The organism is Actinomadura livida, assembly GCF_014648675.1.
Classification (GTDB): domain Bacteria; phylum Actinomycetota; class Actinomycetes; order Streptosporangiales; family Streptosporangiaceae; genus Spirillospora; species Spirillospora livida.
Genome location: NZ_BMRO01000020.1, coordinates 74585 through 92472, shown reverse-complemented (window position 1 = coordinate 92472; position 17888 = coordinate 74585). Strand labels below are relative to the sequence as shown.

The 17888-nt window shown below is 72.9% G+C and carries 12 protein-coding genes; 5 read left to right on the top strand and 7 right to left on the bottom strand.

The annotated features are described in order from the left end of the window. Positions 1-6: 6 nt before the first annotated feature. From IEZ03_RS33525 to IEZ03_RS33515, 3 genes are read left to right on the top strand one after another with little or no spacing between them, the layout of a single operon-like run. Positions 7-1668, top strand: a complete 1662-nt coding sequence (locus IEZ03_RS33525) for a VMAP-C domain-containing protein (protein WP_184881398.1) — start codon at positions 7-9, stop codon at positions 1666-1668. Further along, positions 1669-2694, top strand: a complete 1026-nt coding sequence (locus tag IEZ03_RS33520; protein ID WP_184881396.1) for an AAA family ATPase — start codon at positions 1669-1671, stop codon at positions 2692-2694. Next, positions 2684-7765, top strand: coding sequence for an SAV_2336 N-terminal domain-related protein (locus IEZ03_RS33515; protein WP_184881394.1), 5082 nt, complete (start codon positions 2684-2686; stop codon positions 7763-7765). Before IEZ03_RS33520 ends, IEZ03_RS33515 begins: the two co-directional genes overlap by 11 nt. A 6-nt stretch (positions 7766-7771) precedes the next feature. Here the strand turns inward: IEZ03_RS33515 and IEZ03_RS33510 are convergent, their stop codons facing one another. The 4 genes from IEZ03_RS33510 to IEZ03_RS33495 all read right to left on the bottom strand — a co-directional run bounded on the left by IEZ03_RS33510 (position 7772) and on the right by IEZ03_RS33495 (position 12236). Continuing rightward, a complete protein-coding gene (locus tag IEZ03_RS33510; protein WP_184881392.1) occupies positions 7772-8971 on the bottom strand; it encodes a hypothetical protein in 1200 nt (399 codons plus the stop codon). A 118-nt stretch (positions 8972-9089) separates the two neighbouring features. Next, positions 9090-11153 (bottom strand): M6 family metalloprotease domain-containing protein, encoded by a 2064-nt coding sequence (locus tag IEZ03_RS33505; protein ID WP_229808736.1) that lies wholly within the window; start codon positions 11151-11153, stop codon positions 9090-9092. 116 nt (positions 11154-11269) lie between these two features. Next, positions 11270-11752, bottom strand: coding sequence for a ribonuclease E activity regulator RraA (rraA, locus tag IEZ03_RS33500; RefSeq protein ID WP_184881390.1), 483 nt, complete (start codon positions 11750-11752; stop codon positions 11270-11272). Positions 11753-11762: 10 nt separating this feature from the next. After that, complete coding sequence (locus IEZ03_RS33495; RefSeq protein ID WP_184881388.1) at positions 11763-12236, bottom strand: Lrp/AsnC family transcriptional regulator; 474 nt, start codon at positions 12234-12236, stop codon at positions 11763-11765. A gap of 176 nt (positions 12237-12412) precedes the next feature. Here IEZ03_RS33495 and rocD point away from each other — a divergent pair, with 176 nt between their 5' ends. Both rocD and IEZ03_RS33485 read left to right on the top strand, forming a co-directional pair. Continuing rightward, the gene (gene rocD / locus IEZ03_RS33490) at positions 12413-13606 is read left to right on the top strand and encodes an ornithine--oxo-acid transaminase (protein WP_184881386.1); all 1194 of its coding nucleotides are present in this window, start codon (positions 12413-12415) and stop codon (positions 13604-13606) included. A gap of 148 nt (positions 13607-13754) precedes the next feature. Beyond that, the gene (locus tag IEZ03_RS33485) at positions 13755-14723 is read left to right on the top strand and encodes an LCP family protein (RefSeq protein ID WP_184881384.1); all 969 of its coding nucleotides are present in this window, start codon (positions 13755-13757) and stop codon (positions 14721-14723) included. A gap of 7 nt (positions 14724-14730) precedes the next feature. Here IEZ03_RS33485 and IEZ03_RS33480 read toward each other — a convergent pair whose 3' ends face one another. The 3 genes from IEZ03_RS33480 to IEZ03_RS33470 form a co-directional block, all read right to left on the bottom strand. After that, positions 14731-15279, bottom strand: a complete 549-nt coding sequence (locus IEZ03_RS33480; RefSeq protein ID WP_184881382.1) for a DUF6113 family protein — start codon at positions 15277-15279, stop codon at positions 14731-14733. A gap of 72 nt (positions 15280-15351) precedes the next feature. Continuing rightward, a complete protein-coding gene (gene mshB, locus IEZ03_RS33475) occupies positions 15352-16242 on the bottom strand; it encodes an N-acetyl-1-D-myo-inositol-2-amino-2-deoxy-alpha-D-glucopyranoside deacetylase (protein ID WP_184881380.1) in 891 nt (296 codons plus the stop codon). A gap of 50 nt (positions 16243-16292) precedes the next feature. Beyond that, entirely contained in the window at positions 16293-17747 is a 1455-nt protein-coding gene (locus tag IEZ03_RS33470; RefSeq protein ID WP_184881378.1) for a serine/threonine-protein kinase, read from the bottom strand. Positions 17748-17888: the final 141 nt, after the last annotated feature.

Sequence of the window (17888 nt, the reverse complement as noted above, 5' to 3'; positions counted from 1 at the left end):
CGCACCGTGGACGACTGGCAGTGGCGCGCCTGGGTCGGCCGTCCGGCGGGCGGTAGGCACGGCGCCGCGTTCCTCGTCACCGACACCCGGCTGCTGACCTGCGCGCACACCGTCCATGGCATGGACGAGGTCCACGTCGGCTTCCCCGGGCTCCTGGAGGACCTGCCGGCCACGGTCGTCCATCGCGGTGACTGGCGGCGGGCGGGCGACACCGGGGACGTCGCCGTCCTCGAACTGGACGAGCCCGTGCCGCTGGCCCCCGCGAGACTCGCCGCGCCGGAGGATGTGCATGTCACGGCGGGCGACGGCGAGTTCGGCATCTGGGGGTTCCCGAGGCGTTCCGACGGCGGTGAGCGGCACGCGACCGTTACGACCAGCCCGCGTTGGGGCCGCGAACGCGAGTGGTGGGAGCTGCGGACGAAGGGCTCCGACGCGCTGGAAGAGGGGTACAGCGGGTCGCCGGTGTACGACACGGCGACCGGCGAGGTCATCGGCATGGTCACCAACGCCGAGCTGTACGGGGACCGCGCCGACCTGGGATGGATGCTCCCCCTCGACAGCATCCGCAGGCATTGGGAGGAACTGGACGACCTGCTGCCGCTGCGGTGGCTGACGGCCGAGGCACGGCGGGAGCTTCGCGGGCTGCTGGCCGGGGTCCGGTTCACCGATCCGCTGGCCGCGGACCTCCGACGCGTCACCGGGCGGCCGGTACTCGAAGAGTTCCGGTCCGCATGGGGTTCGGTCCGGTATGTCGCGGAGGGCTGGCCGGAGGAGCGGCTCGTCCGTTACCTCATGGCGGTCGCGCAGCACCTGCCGGAGCCGGGGCGGTTCGCGGCGTGGTCGGCGCGGCATCTGGGCGGTGCGGCGCCGGCGGCCGGGCCGCGCACCGGTCCCGCGTCGGTGATCGTGCGGCTAGAGCCGCTGACGTTCGACAAGGCCGTCGACGTCACCGTGCACACGTGGATCGACGGCGCGGCGGGGCCGTCCCGCCCGACCGAGCGCGTCCCCGAGAAGCGGGTCAAGGCGACCGTCGAGGCCGGGGTTGCAGAGCTCGCGGCTGCACTCGTCGGACGCGAATGGATGATCGAGTTTGCGGTGCCGGAGGGCTGGCTCGGCAAGCCGTTCGAGCAGTGGTACGTCGATCCCCGGAAGAAGATCTTGATGCGCCAGTACCCGGTGGTGGTGCGGGACGTGGAGCGGCTGCGGCCCGGCTCGATCCGCCGCGACCAGGCGCACCACCGATGGCGGCTGCTGGCCGAGCGTGGCCGCAGCGACCCGCGGCCGATCGCATGCGATACGCCACGGACTGGCAAGGCGTTCCAGCACTTGTTGGAGGCGCATGTGGAGTTCTGCGTCCTCGTGTACGGGTCGCGTCCGGTGAAGAGTTGGCTGACGGCGGCGCTCAACAACGGCATCCCCGTCATGCTCTGGACACGCACCCCCTGCGACGCCCCATCGCACAAAGACTGCCGAGGGCACCGCGTCCTCGACGAACTGACCGCCGCCATTGGCGACAAGCATCCCGACGAACTTCCCCAGGTTGCGCTGGCGCTCCGCAAGAAGGCGTTGATCGCGCCTGAGAACGAGCCGCACTGTGGACGCGACCTAACTCTGCTGTGGGACGACCCGTCCCGGCTGCCCGACCCCCCGCTCGCCATGGAGGTATAGGTGCCCGACTGGCTGCTCTACACCGGGAGCCGTCACCCGCATGACGGCATCGACCGGCTGCCTCCACCCCCGCCTTGGCGCGCTTTCGACGGTGAGCCTGTGCTGCGTACCCCGGAAGGGGGTTCGGGCAACGAGCACCAGGCGACGACGTACCGGCCGTCGGACGACGCCGTGCAGCAGGTCAACGCCGCCCTGTACCTGCGTCGCCCGCTGCTGGTGACGGGACCGCCCGGTACGGGGAAATCGACTCTGGCCTACGCGGTGGCCCACGAACTCGGGCTCGGGCCCGTCCTGCACTGGCCCATCACCAGCCGGACCACTCTGCGCGACGGTCTCTACCAGTACGACCCGCTGACTCGCCTCTACGCGGCCGGACGCGAGGGCGCGCCCTCCGAGGAGGACATCGGCCGCTACATCCGGCTCGGTCCCCTCGGCACCGCGCTGCTCCCCTACGGCCGTCCCCGCGTCCTGCTGATCGACGAGATCGACAAGAGCGACATCGACCTGCCCAACGACCTGCTGACCATCTTCGAGAAGGGCGAGTACGAGATCGCGGAGCTGACCCGCCGCGCCGACCCGTCCGCCGAGGTCATGACCGCGGACGGACCGTCCCCCAGCCCCCACCCACCGCCATCCAGAGGACGAGCTCCGCTCGACTGGCCCGGCGCCCGGGTCACCGTCACCGCCGGGACCGTCCGCTGCAACGCGTTCCCCCTGGTCGTGATGACCAGCAACGGCGAGCGGGAGTTCCCGCCCGCGTTCCTGCGGCGCTGCGTCACCGTCGAGCTGCGGCAGCCCGCGGGCGAGGCGGAGCTGGCGGCGATCGTCCGCGAGCACCTCGGGCCGCTCGCCGACCAGAGCGACGACCTCGTCCGCCGGTTCTTCGAACGCTCCTCGGCCGGGACGCTCGCCACCGACCAGCTCCTCAACGCCGTCTACCTGTGCCGGCACGCCGACGCCGAGGACCGCCGGAGCCTCGCCGACCGGATCATGCCGTACCTGTCCGGGCCCATCGATGACGATTGACCGGTTCCGCGAGGTGCTGGGGGCGGTGGGGCCGCCGCCGGACGCACGGGAACTGAGCGAACTGCTGTGGCTCGCCTGCCACATCTCGGGCCCGGAGGAGACCGCACCGCCCGCCCCGGTGCGTCCGCAGCGGCCGGTTTCGGCGCCGCCCGGCCCTCCGGGGTTCACGACTCCGCGTCCGGACGGGCCGGTGCCGGTGCCGCCGGTGCCGCTGACCGCGCTGCATCCCCCGCCCGGCCCCGCACCCGAACCGGCGGGCGGTGCGGCGGCCGAGGTCCTCGTCCCGACCGCGCCGATGCTCGCGGACCCGCTCGGCGTGCAGCGGGCGCTGCGGCCGCTGAAACGCCGCGTCCCGTCCCGGCACCGCACCGAGGTGGACGAGGAGGCGACCGCCGCGCGCATCGCGGACACCCGCCGGTGGACGCCCGTCCTCGTCCCGTCACCGGAACGCTGGCTGAGCCTCACCCTGGTCGTCGACACCGGGCCGACCATGCGGCTCTGGCGCCCCCTCGCCCGCGAGCTGGCCGAGGCGCTGCTGCGGCAGGGCGCATTCCAGGACCTCCACGTCAGCTACCTCGGCGCGACGGGCCGCGTGACCTCCGCCCCCGGCGCGCCATCGCAGGACCCCGCGACGCTCCTGGACGCGTCGGGCCGCCACGCCGTGCTGGTCCTCAGCGACTGCTCCGGCCCGCACTGGTGGGACGGCCGCGCCGCGCAGGCCGTCCGGCGCTGGGCGCGGGCCGGGCCGACCGCGATCCTCCAGCCCCTCCCCGAGCACCTCTGGCGCCGCACCGCCGCCCCCGCCTCCCCCGGCCTGGCGCTGCTGCCCCGCCCCGGCGCGCCGAACACCGATCTGCGCTTCAGCCCGTACGACGGCGCCGCGACGCCAGGCGTGCACGTCCCCGTCCTGGAGGTGGCGCCCCGCTGGTTCGGCGCGTGGGCCCGCCTCCTCTCCGGCTCGGACCCGCAGCCCGCCGCGATCGCGACGCTGCCGGCACGCCCGCCCGGGACGGCGCCGCCCGCCCGCGAACGCGAACTGCCCGTCGCCGAACGCGTCCGCCGCTTCCTCGCCACCGCGTCCCCGGACGCCGCCGAACTCGCCGCGCACGTGGCCGTGTCCGTGCCGTCCCTGCCGGTGATGCGGCTCATCCAGCACCGGATCCTCGGCCGCTCCGGTCCGGGGCAGCTCGCCGAGGTCCTGCTGAGCGGCCTCCTGCGCCCGGCCGGCGGGGTGCGCTACGAGTTCGTCCCCGGCGCCCGCGAGGCCCTCCTCGACACCCTCCCGCGCCCCGAGGCGCAGCACACCCGGCACGTCCTGAAAGCTGTCTCCGCCGAGATCGAACGCCGCGCCGGCACGTCCGCCGAGACCTTCCGCGCCCTCCTTCCCGCCGAAGGCGGCCCGCTGACCCTCACCACGGACACCGCCCACTTCGCCCTTGTCACCCCCGAGACCCGCACCCACCTCACCCGGCCGGCGCAGGCGCCCAGCGCGATGCCGAGCCTCCTGGACATCCAGGACGCGACGGTCGATGAACTGATCGGCGAGAACTGGGACCGCCCGCCCGGTCGCGTTCCCATCGGCGTGGACCACGGCCAGGCCATCGTGCAGGTCGACGTGCTGAACGACAGCGAGTACGGGCCGCACGGCTTGATCACCGGTCCGGCTCCCCTTCGCCACGCGCTGCTGCGGACACTCCTGTTCGGGCTCGCGCTCAGGCACTCCCCCAACGTGGTTTCATTCACGTTCGCCGACATTTCCGGAGGCGCGCCCCTCGCCGGGCTGGAGAACCTTCCCCACGTGGTGAACGATCTCCACGCCGGCTCGGCGGACTCGCTACTGATCAGCCGGCTCCGGGGCTTGCTTGAAGCGGAGCGGGAGCGCCGCAAGGCCGTCCTACGGAATTCCGGGACAGCGCGGTGGGACGACTACCGGGCGGACGCCGCCGAGGGCGACTCGCTCGAACCGCTGCCCGCCATGCTCGTGGTCATCGATGACGCGGGCGCGCTGCTGGCCGCCCAACCCACCCTTCTGGAATCCATCGTCGCGCTCAATGCGGACGGTTCGGCCCTGGGCATCCGGTTCGTCTTCTGCACACCGGACGACGTGGGCCTGCCGCCGGTACTCGGCGCCTACGTGTCATGGCAGATGGGGACTCCCGGTGCTGCGGGTCCGGGCTCGGCCTTCCTGCACGTCCCGGGGGAGGTCAGCGTTCCGAGCTTTCGACCCGCATCCATATCCCCGGATGCCGCCGATCCCATCGTGGAGCGCATGAAGGAGCGCGCCCGGCGAGTGCGCGGGTTCCCGTGGCCCGACGATGCCGCGCCGCCTCCGGCGCCGGCCCAGCCGGCAGCGGCCGAACTGGCCCCCGCCGAGCCGGTGGCGGCCGAGCCGTCCCCCATCGGGACCGCGGCGCCGCCTCCGGCCGTCCCGCGGTTCGACGTGCTCAAGCTGAACGGCGGCGGGACCAGCGGGATGTTCGAGGAGACGTGGGCGCGGTCCGCTCTCGAAGCCCGCGATCCCGCGATCGGATACGACCTGGACGGCAACGTCGTCACGCTCTATCCGCTCGACATCTCGGCGGGCACTCCGCACGGCCTGATCGTGGGCGAGCCCGAGGCCCGGCAGCACGCCCTCCGCGACATCGCCCTCGCGCTCGCGGCGTCCTACGCCCCCGGGGACCTCACCTTCGCCTTCGCCGGGCTGGGCGAGCACCCGCTCGGCGAACGGCTCAGCCTGCCGCACACCGTCTTCTCCGAAGAGGAACTCCTCGGCCGGCCGCAGCGGCTCCAGAATTTCATCGACTACATCACGGCCGAGCTGGAAGCGAGGGTGCACGGGGCTCTGGGCGACGCCCCGGGGCTCGTCGTGTTCGCTGACCTGTCGCTGACGCTTCCCGGCGGCAGGAAGCAGGTGGCCGGGGCCCTGCAGTCGATCGCCCAGCGCGGCCGCACCGGCGGGATGCAGCTCCTGGTCGGCGCGTCCACCGTCGAGGACACCCCGGCGTGGAACCGGCTGCTGCCCCTGCTCGGCTGGCGCCTCGCCGTGAGCCCCTTGCCGCCGGACGTCTCACAGCGCGTCATGGGGCGGGCCCGCCTCCCCTTCCCCCGCGTCGACACCGCCCACCTCCGCGCCGGCAACGACGGCCCGCGCGAGTTCACCCTGGCCCCCGAACCGCCGGGGCCCGCGATCGCCGAGTTCGCCGGGCGAGCCTTCCGCCAACGCAGGGTCCTCGCCGAGCAGGCCGCCCGGCCGAGCCTCGACGCAGAGCTCATCGACGTGCTCATCGAGGGCCTCCACGACTCGGTTCCCCACGTGGAGGCCAACCAGGACGGCGATTACGAGGTGATCGACACCGTCCAGGTGCGGGCCGCCTTGCGGGAGATCCTGCTCGGCCAGGTCGGGGAGACGCGCGCGGGCCGCCCGCCCAGGCTCCGGCATCTGATCCTCCCGGCCCCGTACGCGCTGGAGATGACCACGGTCGCGCGGTTGTACGGGGAGATCCTCGGTGAACGCGGTCTGCTGGCGCAGGGGAACCTCATCACCCTCTCCCACGGCCGGTCGCACTGGGACCAGCACCGCGACGCCTCCATCGCCCGCATCTACCGCGCCGCCCAGGGCAGTGTCGTCCTCGTCCATGACGCCCCCGGCATCCTCCCGGAGGACACCTACCTCCGCCCGGAGATGATCAGGAATCTGATCACCGCGCTAACGGAGGAGCCCGAGGACGCGCTGGTGGTCCTCTGCGGCGACGCGGACCGGTTCCGCGAGCTGCTCGGCGCCGTCCCCGGGTTCGGCGAGCGCTTCCAGTGGGTCACCGCGCTGGAGGCGGGCACCCGGTCGGAGCCCGACGAGGATCCGGCCGTCACCGAGATCCTCCGGCAACTCCGCAGATCCGAGACGCAGGCCGGGCCGGACGAGCGCCGGTCCCGCCACATCGTGTACGCGGGGACGGACACGCTGCGGATCGCCAGGCTGGCGGCGGAGTACGGCGGGATGCTCGCCGAACGCGGTGCGCTGGCGCACGGCAACGTGCGGATCGCCCACGCCGACTGGCTGGGCTACCTCGTCCGCGAGCCGGGCAGGACCATGGCCGACGTCTTCAGGGAGAGCCGCGGCGGCGTCCTGCTCCTCCAGATGTCCCGGGAGCAGGCCGACCCCGGCGACGCCTCGTCCGAGGGGATCTTCCCCGAGCAGCTCCGCTCGCTGGTCGAGGAGTACGGCGAGGACCCGGTCGTGATCGTCTGCGCCGACGACGGGCAGATGATCGGCCTCCGCAGGTTCGACCCCCACTTCGCCACCCGCTACCGCAGGTTGCTGGAGTTCCCGGGGATCAAGGACGCGGACTCGCGACCCGACGAACCGCCGGGGCCGCCACCGGACCTGCCGGAGCTGGTCTACGCGGGGGAACTGCCCGCGGTCACCGACCGGCGGATACCGATCGGGGTCGCCGACGGTACGCGCGAACCGGTGTACGTGGACTTCGACGCCGACCCGCATCTGCTGGTCGCCGGGCCGCCCGGATCGGGACGCGCGAACGCCCTCCAACTGCTCATCGACGGCATCTGGGCACGGCAAGGCCGTCCGAAGGCCGAGATCCACGTCTTCGACGCGCACGAGATTCTGCTGTCGCTCGCCGAGGAGTTCGGCCTCACCGAAGCCGCGGGTCCCGGTGTCGGGTACACCGATTCGGCCGAGGAGTTCCGCGAGACCGTGGCCGGGCTCGTGCGGCGGCCACCGGACGCCGAGGTCTTCCTCTTTGTCATCGACCGCGACCTCGAAGACGATCCGCTGCGCAATTTCCCCCACGACGTCCTGGCCTCGAAGGGCAACCTGATCCACCTCGTGCTGGCGCGGCTGCTCACCGTCCTCGACCAGCCCGTCGATCCCCTGGTCTCCACGCTGCACGAGATGGGGGCACCGGCTCTGCTCCTGGGGTCCCGGTTCGGCGAGGAGAACCGGTTGTACGAGGCTGAGCCGCCCAGCGGATCCGGAGTGGCCGGACGTGGAGTGCTGGTCCGCGGGGGGCGACGGCACGTTCTTCAGGTCGCCCACGCGTCGCCTTTCGCCTGAGGGCGGTCAGCGGCAGGGGGCGGCGGGGAAGCTCCACAAGGCCCGCTTGTGAGCGTATTCGGCGACGGTCCAGATGCGGTGCTGGCCGCGGTAGCAGGACAGGTCCTCGGGGCCGTAGGAGATGGTGCGGTACGTGACGCCGGCCCAGCCCCACCACTCGCGCCGCGCCATGAAGAGCCGTCCGCGTTTCTTGCCGAGGCCCTGCGTGAACCACCAGTGGCCGTTCGTCCTGACCGCGCCCTGGAGCCGGTCGTAGGGAAGGGGCGCGGACCAGTCGGCGCGGACGGTGCGGGTGCCGTTCAGTGCCTGCACAGGCCAGGTGACAACACGTCCCCTCGGCCCCTTGGGGCGGCACCACTCGCCGGCGATGAGGACGTGGTGCCAGGTGGTGCGGTCGATGGCGACCCAGGACATCCGCAACGGGCCGCTGCCTCGACACTTGCCGCCGGTCCAGCCTTGAGCGAATTTCCAGCTTCCCGTCTGGGGCATCACGTAGCGGTAGCCGTGGCCGTGGTACTTCCTTCCGTGGAGACCCACGTGGCCTGAGTCGCGCGTCGAGCCCTCTTTGCTCCTGCGCAGGTCGAAGATGAGGCGCGTGTCGAACTCGCGGAGGCCGTGGTGGGTGTCGGCCACGTAGAGCTTGTCCCCGTACCAGGCGATGCCGCCCGCGTGGATGTCGACGTCGGTGAAGGTGGGCTTCTTGCCCTTCATGGTCGGGTAGACGAGCAGCACGTGGCGATAGGTGCGCCTGTCGGCGTCGACGAACGTGACCTTGACGCGTCCGCCGCCGTGCCAGGACACGAGGAGCGGCCGGGACCCGCCGGCCAAGCGTTCGGCCGCCTTGGCGTCCGAGATGGTCGTGACGCCCTGCGGGACCCACTGGCCGGTGGCGGAGTCGGCCTTGTCGAAGCAGTACACGAGCGACTGGGCGGGCACACGGGCCGCCTTGCCGCAGCCGCCGCGCAGCCTCTTCCCGCCGGACGAGCCGAGCACCGCGTCGGCGCCGACGCGGTGGAGCCTCCCGTCGAGCGCCCGGATCGGCGCGCCCCGGTCGGGGCCGCGGCGCAGGTCGAACTCGCGGAGAGCCGGTGGCGCGGCGGCGGCCGCCTGCCCGGACCCCGCGAGGACCGTTCCCGTCGCCGCCAGGGCGACGCCCGCCGCCAGACCCGCGATCCGCCTCCACCACGGAACGTTCAAGATCGTCACGTTCGGTGACGTATCCCGGCTCGACATCCCGAAACGCGCATTCGGCATCGCATCGCCGGGGCGGTGCGGGTCATGGACGGCCCCCCGGGGAGCGGGGGCCGTCCATGAGCGCCCGGGGTCAGCGCAGGCGGCACGTCCCAGTGTCGGACTTCGACGGGTCGCTCTCCGACGTGGCGGTCAGCCGCAGGTCCGCCCGGCGGTCGGCGCCCGGCCCCGCCTTCGCCCACACCTCGGCCTCAGTGCGGCCTCCGGCCTCGGCGGTGGCGAGTTCGTTCGGCAGCCACGCCGTCCAGCCGCCGGGCGCGCCGGCGCTGAGCCGGAACACGTCCGAGCCGTGGTGGCCGCCGCCGCCCCGTCCCCTGTTGTGGAGCGTCACCGTGCACCTCGCCCAGCCGGCGCCGGTCGGCCGGGCGTGCCCGTTGCCGACCCGCACGCCGCGCCGCTGCGGCCCGGCGCCGTCCAGGGAGCGGATCGCGACCGTGTACGACAGGACGCCCTTCCGGTCGCGGTGCACGTCGAGGACGTAGAAGTGCAGGCGGTTGGCCTCGTCGACGTACTCGTACTCGCTGCCGGAGTTCGTTCCGGCGTGGAACAGCGCGTCCGAGAGCTGCCGGTAGTCGCCGATCGTCATCATCTTGGGGGTGCCGTCCGGCAGGACGAAGTCGACCTTGTCGATGTCCTGCGGGTTGGCGTCCTTGACCCAGATGAACGGCGCCCGGTCCTGGTCCTTCGTCTTCGCGAGCAGGACGCCGGAGTCCGGGGTGAACGAGTCGGTGCCCATCCGGTCCACGACCTCGATCGTGTAGTTGTCGTAGCCGCCGCCGTCGCAGAGCGGGTCGGTGGCGGTGTCGCAGGCCGGGCTCCGGTCGCCGCCGTCGCCGAGCACCAGGTTGATGCCCGCGAGGCCGCCCCGGCCGGGCTCGGCGGCGCGGGCCGTCACCCGGGCGACGACCGTGCCGGACGACGCGAGCGTCTCCCGGTCGAGTCGGAGCACCTTGCCCGGGTCGACGATGCCGAGCTTCAGCTTGTTGCGCAGCATGTGCTGCGCGCCCATGGAGGCGCCGCCGGTGGCGGGGATCGTCCACCGGCTGTGCGGGCCGCCGGGGCCGTTGAACGTGCCGCGGCTGAGCATGTCCCACGGGCCGCTGAACGCGCGGCGCGGCGGCTCGCCGTACGGGTTGTTGTAGTTGTCACCGATGCCCAGGATGTGGCTGAACTCGTGGGCGAACACCGACATGCCGGAGCTCTCCGCCTGGGTGGAGCTGCCGGACACGGCGTTCGGCCACAGCGTGGAACCGGCCTGCCACGACGTCCAGTCGACGTACCGGGTGTCCACCCAGTTCGGCAGGTTCGGGTCACCGGGCCCCCACTCGGGCGGCACGTCCTCCTTCGAGGCGAACTTCATCTCCCCGAATTCCTGCCAGGTGCTCGACTCGTCCTGCCCCGCGCTGAGGAAGAACACGAAGTCGAACTCGGCGGCCTTCTCCTCGCCGACGTCGGCGATCCACGCGGCACGGGCGTCCTGGCGCAGGTCGCGGTCGCAGGTGTCGCCCCCGGGGCAGCCCATCCCGCCCTGCATCCGGCTCTCCACGCCGTACTCGTGGTCCTTGGCGGGCATCTCGTACGCCCCGAACGCGGTGAGGTTCACCCCGTACCGGCCGCCGGAGTCCTCCATCCAGTACTCGTGCAGGGTGTGGCCGTGGTTGAGCTTCTGCGGCTTGTTGAGGAAGTCCTGGTAGAACCGGGCGACCTCCGTGCGGGGGACGTCGCTGACGCCGACGGGGTTGCCGAAGATGCTGGAGTTGTGCGGCTGCGTCACCTCGAACGGCTGGTTGGGGTAGTCGACCAGGACGATCGCGCCGTTGAAGTTCTTCTCCGATCCCTTGCGGGACGGGTCGGCCCACGACGTGCCGGGCACGGCCCTGTAGTCGTCCCAGGTCATGGTGTCGGGGAGTTCGTAGTTCTGCGGGTCGACGGGACGCGGGGCGCCCGCCGCGAACGTGCGGGCGTCCGGCTGGTCGAGCTGCCACGGCTGCGTCCGCGGCCAGTGGCGCATCTGCCACGGGTTGGCGGTGGGTTCCGGGATGGGAGGGCTCGGCTGCGCGGCGGCCGGGACGACCGCGAGTCCCGCGACCAGCCCGAGGGCCGCCGCGGGCACCAGCAGCATGTTCTTGACGCGCATCTTTCCCCTGCCTCTGGTGGGTTGCGCAGAACGTAAGGCAGGGGATTCGACCCGGCTACGGCCGAGTTAGCCGAGCTTGCGTGGTTTGCCCTGGCATGTCGGACAGTGCGCCCAGGTCAAGCCGGAAGCTCCCGTCCCGCGACGACGATGCCGTCCTCGTCGCTGTAGAGCCAGTCGCCCGGACGGAACTCCACGCCCCCGAACGTGACCGGCACGTCCACCTCGCCGGTACCGTCCTTGGCGCTCTTGCGCGGGTTCGAGCCCAGCGCCTTCGCGCCGAGGTCCAGCTCGCGCAGGGCCGCCACGTCCCGCACCGCGCCGTTGATCACGACCCCGGCCCAGCCGTTGGCGACCGCCGCCGCCGCGATCATGTCGCCCATCAGCGCGGACGCCAGCGAGCCGCCGCCGTCCACGACCAGCACGCGGCCCTCGCCGGGCGTGTTCAGCAGCCGCTTCACCAGCCCGTTGTCCCGGTGGCAGCGCACGGTCGAGACCGGCCCGGCGAACGACGCGCGCCCGCCGTAGCGGCGGAACTGCGTCTCGCAGCTGCGCAGCTCGTCCCCGAAGTCGTCGATGAGGTCAGCGGTCGCGAAGTCCATGCCCGGCAGCCTACTGGGCGGTAACCCGGGTGGGCACGGGCGCGTCGATGGGACGGCCGATCAGCCGGGACAGCACGATCGACGTCTTGGTCGCGGTGATGTTGTCCTCGCGCCGCAGCCGCTCAAGGACCTGCTCAAGATGCTGGATGTCGCGGGCCCGCACGTGGACCAGCGCGCTGGCGTCGCCGCTGATCGTGTACGCGGCGACGACCTCCGGATGGCCGCGGACGCTCGAATGGATCTCGTCGGGCGACGTCGCGCCCGTGCAGAAGATCTCGATGAACGCCTCGGTCGTCCAGCCGAGCGCCGCCGGGTCGACGACGGCCGCGAAGCCGTTAATGACGCCGTCCGAGCGCAGCCGGTCGACGCGCCGCTTCACCGCCGGGGCCGACAGCCCGACCCGGTCGCCGATCTGCGCGTACGAGGCGCGGCCGTCCTCCAGGAGCTGCGCAACGATTCGACGGTCAAGCTCATCAAGACGCAACAAATAACACCTCTGAAGTCGGTTTCCGCCATTGGGAGACGGTCGATCCCGAACATACGCTGGGATGTGGACCGGCGGCCACCTGACCCGCCCGGCCCTCCCCCACGGCACCGGACACCATCCGGTGGCACGGCTGTGCCCGGTCAAGGACGACCGGGCCGAGTTGAAGGAGCGTCGTGAGGCCGACCGACCAGCTGAGGGCACTGTCCGACAGGCACAGCGCGCACAACTACCACCCGCTCCCGATCGTCGTCGCCGAGGCCGACGGCGTCTGGCTGACCGACGTCGAGGGACGCCGGTACCTGGACATGCTGGCGGCCTACTCCGCGGTCAACTTCGGGCACCGCAACCCGCGCCTCACCGCGGTCGCCAAGCGGCAGATGGACCGCGTCACGCTGGTCAGCCGCGCCTTCGACCACGACAGCTTCGGCCCGTTCGCCGCCGAGCTGGCCGAGCTGTGCGGCAAGGACATGGTCCTGCCGATGAACAGCGGCGCCGAGGCCGTCGAGACCGCCCTGAAGACCGCCCGCAAGTGGGGCTACGAGGTCAAGGGCGTGCCGGCCGGCCAGGCGAACATCATCACGTTCGAGGGCAACTTCCACGGCCGCACCACCACGATCGTCAGCTTCTCCACCGACCCGGACGCCAAGGACTCCTACGGCCCCTACACGCCGGGCTTCCGTACCGTCCCGTACGGGGACGCCGAGGCGCTGAAGGCCGCGATGGACGGCGCCACGGTCGGCGTGCTGATCGAACCGATCCAGGGCGAGGCCGGCGTCAACGTCCCGCCGAGCGGGTTCCTGCGCACGGTGCGGGACCTGTGCACCGCGAACGGCACGCTGATGATCGCGGACGAGATCCAGTCCGGCCTCGGCCGCACCGGCACCACGTTCGCATGCGAGCACGAGGGCGTCGTGCCCGACGTCTACGTCCTCGGCAAGGCCCTCGGCGGCGGCATCATGCCCGTCTCCGCGGTCGTCGCCGACGCGGACATCCTGGGCGTGTTCAAGCCGGGCCAGCACGGCTCGACGTTCGGCGGCAACCCGCTGGCCTGCGCGATCGGCCGGGAGGTCGTCGCGATGCTGAAGACCGGCGAGTACCAGGAGCGGTCCCGGACGCTCGGCGCCCACCTGCACGAGCGCCTCGGCGCGCTGCCGGGCGACCTCGTCCGCGAGGTCCGCGGCCGCGGCCTGTGGGCGGGCGTCGAACTGCACGGCAAGGCCCGCCCGGTCAGCGAGCGGCTCATGGACCTCGGCGTCCTCGCCAAGGAGACCCACGACACCACCCTCCGCCTCGCCCCGCCACTGACCATCGAGCGCGAAGACCTCGACTGGGCCCTCGACCAACTGGAAGCCGCCCTCAAGAGCTGAGTTCTTCATCCCCTGAGGGCGTCGTCGGTCAATGGAGCCCGGCGGCGCCCTCGTTTTTCGCCATCGCAAACTCCGGACTCGGCCAAGAGCCGGCCAGGAGCCCGCATGGCGCGGGCGGCGGGCGGGCCCTCGCGGGGAAGGTGGGGGCATGCTGCGGAGATTCGGTAGGCGCCGGGTGGTCATGGGCTGCGGGGGGCTGGCGCTCGGCGTCCTGCTGCTCGCCGGGGTCGGCCTGTACCTGCTGCAACGGACGTACGACGACGAGGTCAACCGGCTCTCCGGCGCGCTGCCCGCCGAGGCGGGGCGGCCGAGGGCCACCGGGCGCGGCGAGAACTGGCTGCTGATCGGCTCGGACCGGCGCGCGGACATGCCGTGGATGGGCGCCCGCGCCGACGCGATCATGGTGGTGCACCTGTCCGGGGACGGCGAGCGGGTCTCGGTGATCGCGATCCCCCGGGACGGCTGGGTCCCGGTCCCCGGGCACGGCACGACGAAGATCAACGCCGCGTTCGCGCACGGCGGGCCGTCGCTGCTCATCCGCACCGTCGAGCAGCTCACGAAGGTGCGGGTCGACCACTACGCCGCGCTCGACTTCGGCGGGTTCGTGGAGATGACCGACGCGCTCGGCGGCGTGGACGTCACCATCACCAAGCGCACCCACGACCCGATGCACGACCGCACCTGGGAGGCGGGGCACCACCACCTGGACGGGCTGGAGGCGCTGGACTTCGTCCGGCAGCGCTGGAACCTGCCCGCCGGCGACCTCGACCGGATCAAGCGGCAGCAGGCGTTCCTGCAGGCCCTCGCGGACAAGGCGCTGGACACCCGCAACCCCATCAAGATCGACCGGTTCATCCGGGCCGCGTCCCGCTCGGTGACCGTGGACGGGACCGTGACGTCCGGCACGCTGCGCGGGCTGGCGCGGCGCCTGCTGGAGACGTCGACGCTGGAGTACGTCACCACCCCGGTGAAGGGGACGGCCGCGCGGGGCGACCAGAGCGTCGTGCTGCTCGACGACGCCGGGATGCGGGAGCTGTTCACCGCCGTCCGGGAGGACCGCCTCGGCGACTACATGGTGCGCAACGGCGCCGCGAACTCGGTGGACGCCGTCCGCTGAGCCGCCGCTACCCGCGGGGGCGCGCCGCCCTGCCCAGCAGCCACTCGCCCTGCGGGCGCGCCGCGGGCACCAGCATCACCCCGGCCACGGCGGCCACCATGCCGCCGATGATGTAGACGTACCCGGCGGTCGTCCCGGGGACGGCGAGGTCGCCCTCGGCGCGGCGCAGCGACATCACGAACGCCATCACGCCCCACATGACGGCGGGGACGGCCGCGCCGAGCCGCCCGCCCATCCCGAGGCCGGCCAGCCGGACGATGCAGAAGACGAGCACCACCAGCGCGATCGCCGCGACCGGGACGGGGCCGAAGGTCCAGTTCTGGACGAACGAGCCGAACACCCCGAACAAGGCGCCGAGCAGCGCGAGGACGGCGTACGCGGCACCGGCCACGACCGCGTCGAGCGGCGTCTCGCCGTCGGGGCGCTCCGGCGCGGGCAGGGCCGTGGCGCCGCCCGCCGGGCCCTGCTCGGGGAAGGGCGCGCCGTGCGCTCCCGCGAGAGCGCCGGGGCGGCCGTCCTTCGCCAGGCTCACCCGGGTCTCGTCGTCCTCGTCCACGCCCGCCAGGGTACCGGGGGCGCCGGGCCCCGGGACGTTTCGGGACCGTTCCCCCGCGGAGGACGCGGCGGCTCAGCCGGTGAGGCCGGCGAACAGGTCCCGCTCGCGGCGGCCGGGGCCGAGCGGCCCCAGCTCGCCCGCCTGCAGGATGAAGTACTCGGTGCCGAACGCCTGCTGCCCCAGGTTGTTCGACAGCGCGAAGAACGGCCCGACCTCGTCGGGCGCCACGACGATCTGCGTGCGGTGGGCGCGCAGCGCGGCGATCTTGGCGGGCAGGTGGGCGCGGGCGTCCACCGCCGAGGTGACCTGGCCGTCCGGGACGCCGGAGCCCAGCTCGTCCAGCCCGGCGACGCGGGCGAACGGCAGCTTCGCCTCCCGCATCACCGCGATCGCGCGGGCCAGCACGGTGCGCGGGGTGGCGTAGGCGTAGACCTTGGGGACCCGCCACGGCTCGGCGCCGTCCTCGTGCGCGGGGTCGGCCGCCAGCTCGTACGCCCGCCATGTGACGCGGTGCGCCTGGATGTGGTCGGGGTGCCCGTAGTTGCCGCGCTCGTCGTAGGTGACGACCACGTGCGGGCGGACCTCCCGGATCACCGGCACGAGGTCCAGCGCCGCCGTGTCGACGTCGGCCCGCCAGAAGCAGCCCGGATGGTCGTTGGTGGCCGCGCCCATCATGCCCGAGTCGCGCCAGCGGCCGGCGCCGCCGAGGAAGCGGTGGTCGCGGACGCCGAGCGCCGCGCACGCCTCCGCCAGCTCCCCGATCCGGTACTCGCCCAGGCGGTCCTCCTTGTCGGACGCCAGGTGGCGCAGGTCCTCGGGGATGACCTCGCCCTCCTCACCCAGGGTGCAGGTGACGAGACAGACGTGGGCGCCCTCGGCGGTGTACTTGGCCATGGTCGCCCCGGTCCCGATGGACTCGTCGTCCGGATGGGCATGGACGAACAGGATCCGCGGCTCCTTCATAGATAACGAGCCTACTCAGCGCACGGCACCGCGGCGATGACCGCCCTGGCTCAGCCGCCTCCGCCGGTGCCGGGGCCGCCGCCACCGCCGGCGCCGCCGCCTCCGGTACCGCCGCCCGTGCCGCCGCCACCGGTGCCGCCGTCATCGTCGTCGTCCCCGCCGGTCGGCGGGTCGGTGGGCGTGCTGGTGGTCGGCGGCTCCTCCGTCGGGAGGTCCGTGGTCGGCGGGACCCGCGTCGGGAGCTGCGTCCGCGGGGGCGGCGTGTTCTCGCGCGTCCGGGTGGGGGCCTGGGTCGGCTCGTCGTCCTCCTCCTCGGTGGGCGTCTCCTCGACCGAGGAGGAGTCGGTCACCGAGGGGGTGACGGGCGAGTTCGGGGAGTCGTTCCCCCGGGTCGCCATGAAGATGCCGACGACCAGCGCCAGCGCGGCGATCGCCGCGACGGCCGCGAAGACCGGCCACTTGGACTTGCGCTCGGGCTCCCAGTCGTCGTAGCCGCTGCGCCCGGCGCCGGGCCCGCCGCCGTACGGGGGCCGCGCGGGCGGGAGGTCCCCGGTGTACTGGGCGGGCGACACCCGGCGGGTCGCGCCGCCCGGCGCGCCCGCCATCATCCCGGCGGCGGCGCCGCCCGCGGCGAGCGTCGAGCCCTCGGCGAGCATCGTGGTCGCCTGCGCGGGATCGTCCATGCGGGTCTGCGCGGCGCCGCCCGGCCCGGTGCCGATCAGCGCCATCATGATCTGCTGGGCGGTCGGCCGCCGCTCCGGCTCCTTGACCAGGCACGCCGAGATCAGCCCGAGCAGGTTCTCCGGGACGCCCTGCAGCGACGGCTGCTCGTGCATCACCCGGTTGATCACCGCGACGACGGTGTCGTCGCCGAACGGCGGCCGCCCGGTCGCGGCGAACACCATCGTCGTGGCCCACGCCCACACGTCGACGGCCTCGGTCAGCGTGGCGCCCGCCACCTGCTCGGGCGCCATGTAGGACGGGGTGCCGATCGCCTTGGTCGCGGCGGTCTGCCCGGTGTCCAGGGCGCGCGCGATGCCGAAGTCGATCACCCGGGGCCCGTCCGGCGCCATGATGACGTTGTGCGGCTTGAAGTCGCGGTGCACGATCCCGGCCTGGTGGATCGCGACGAGCGCGGTCGCGGTGCCGATCGCGAGCCGGTCCAGCGCCGCGCCGGTGATCGGGCCGGTCTCGGTGATCTGCTTGTACAGCGACGGGCCGGGCACGTACTCGCTGGCGATGTAGGGCTGGTCGCCCGCGACGTCGGCCTCCAGCACCTGCGCGGTGCAGAACCGCGCCACCTGCTTGGCCGCCTGCGCCTCCCGGACGAACCGGTTGCGCGCCATGGTGTCGCCGGCGAGGTCCGCGCGGAGCAGTTTGATGGCGGCCTTGTTCCCGGAGGCGTCGATGCCCGCGTAGACGACGCCCTGGCCGCCCTCGCCGAGCCGGTCGACGATCTCGTACGAGCCAAGCCGCCGGGGATCTCCCGGCTGCAGCTCCGGCATTGACCACTCCTCAGCCCGCGACGAAAAAAACAGTGTTTGGGGAAGCCTTGAGCTTACGCGAGCGCGGACCCGGGCAGGGGCCTTTCCCCGTCCGCCCATGCGACGCCCGCGATCATAGGCCCCGGGAGGCCGCCATGCGCG

Bases quoted from the DNA above. Each gene is read 5' to 3' on its own strand.
- rraA (WP_184881390.1), bottom strand. From the start codon at position 11,752: ATGGACTTCGCGACCGCTGACCTCATCGACGACTTCGGGGACGAGCTG.
- mshB (WP_184881380.1), bottom strand. From the start codon at position 16,242: ATGAAGGAGCCGCGGATCCTGTTCGTCCATGCCCATCCGGACGACGAG.
- IEZ03_RS33485 (WP_184881384.1), top strand. From the start codon at position 13,755: ATGCTGCGGAGATTCGGTAGGCGCCGGGTGGTCATGGGCTGCGGGGGG.
- IEZ03_RS33470 (WP_184881378.1), bottom strand. From the start codon at position 17,747: ATGCCGGAGCTGCAGCCGGGAGATCCCCGGCGGCTTGGCTCGTACGAG.
- IEZ03_RS33515 (WP_184881394.1), top strand. From the start codon at position 2,684: ATGACGATTGACCGGTTCCGCGAGGTGCTGGGGGCGGTGGGGCCGCCG.
- IEZ03_RS33505 (WP_229808736.1), bottom strand. From the start codon at position 11,153: ATGCGCGTCAAGAACATGCTGCTGGTGCCCGCGGCGGCCCTCGGGCTG.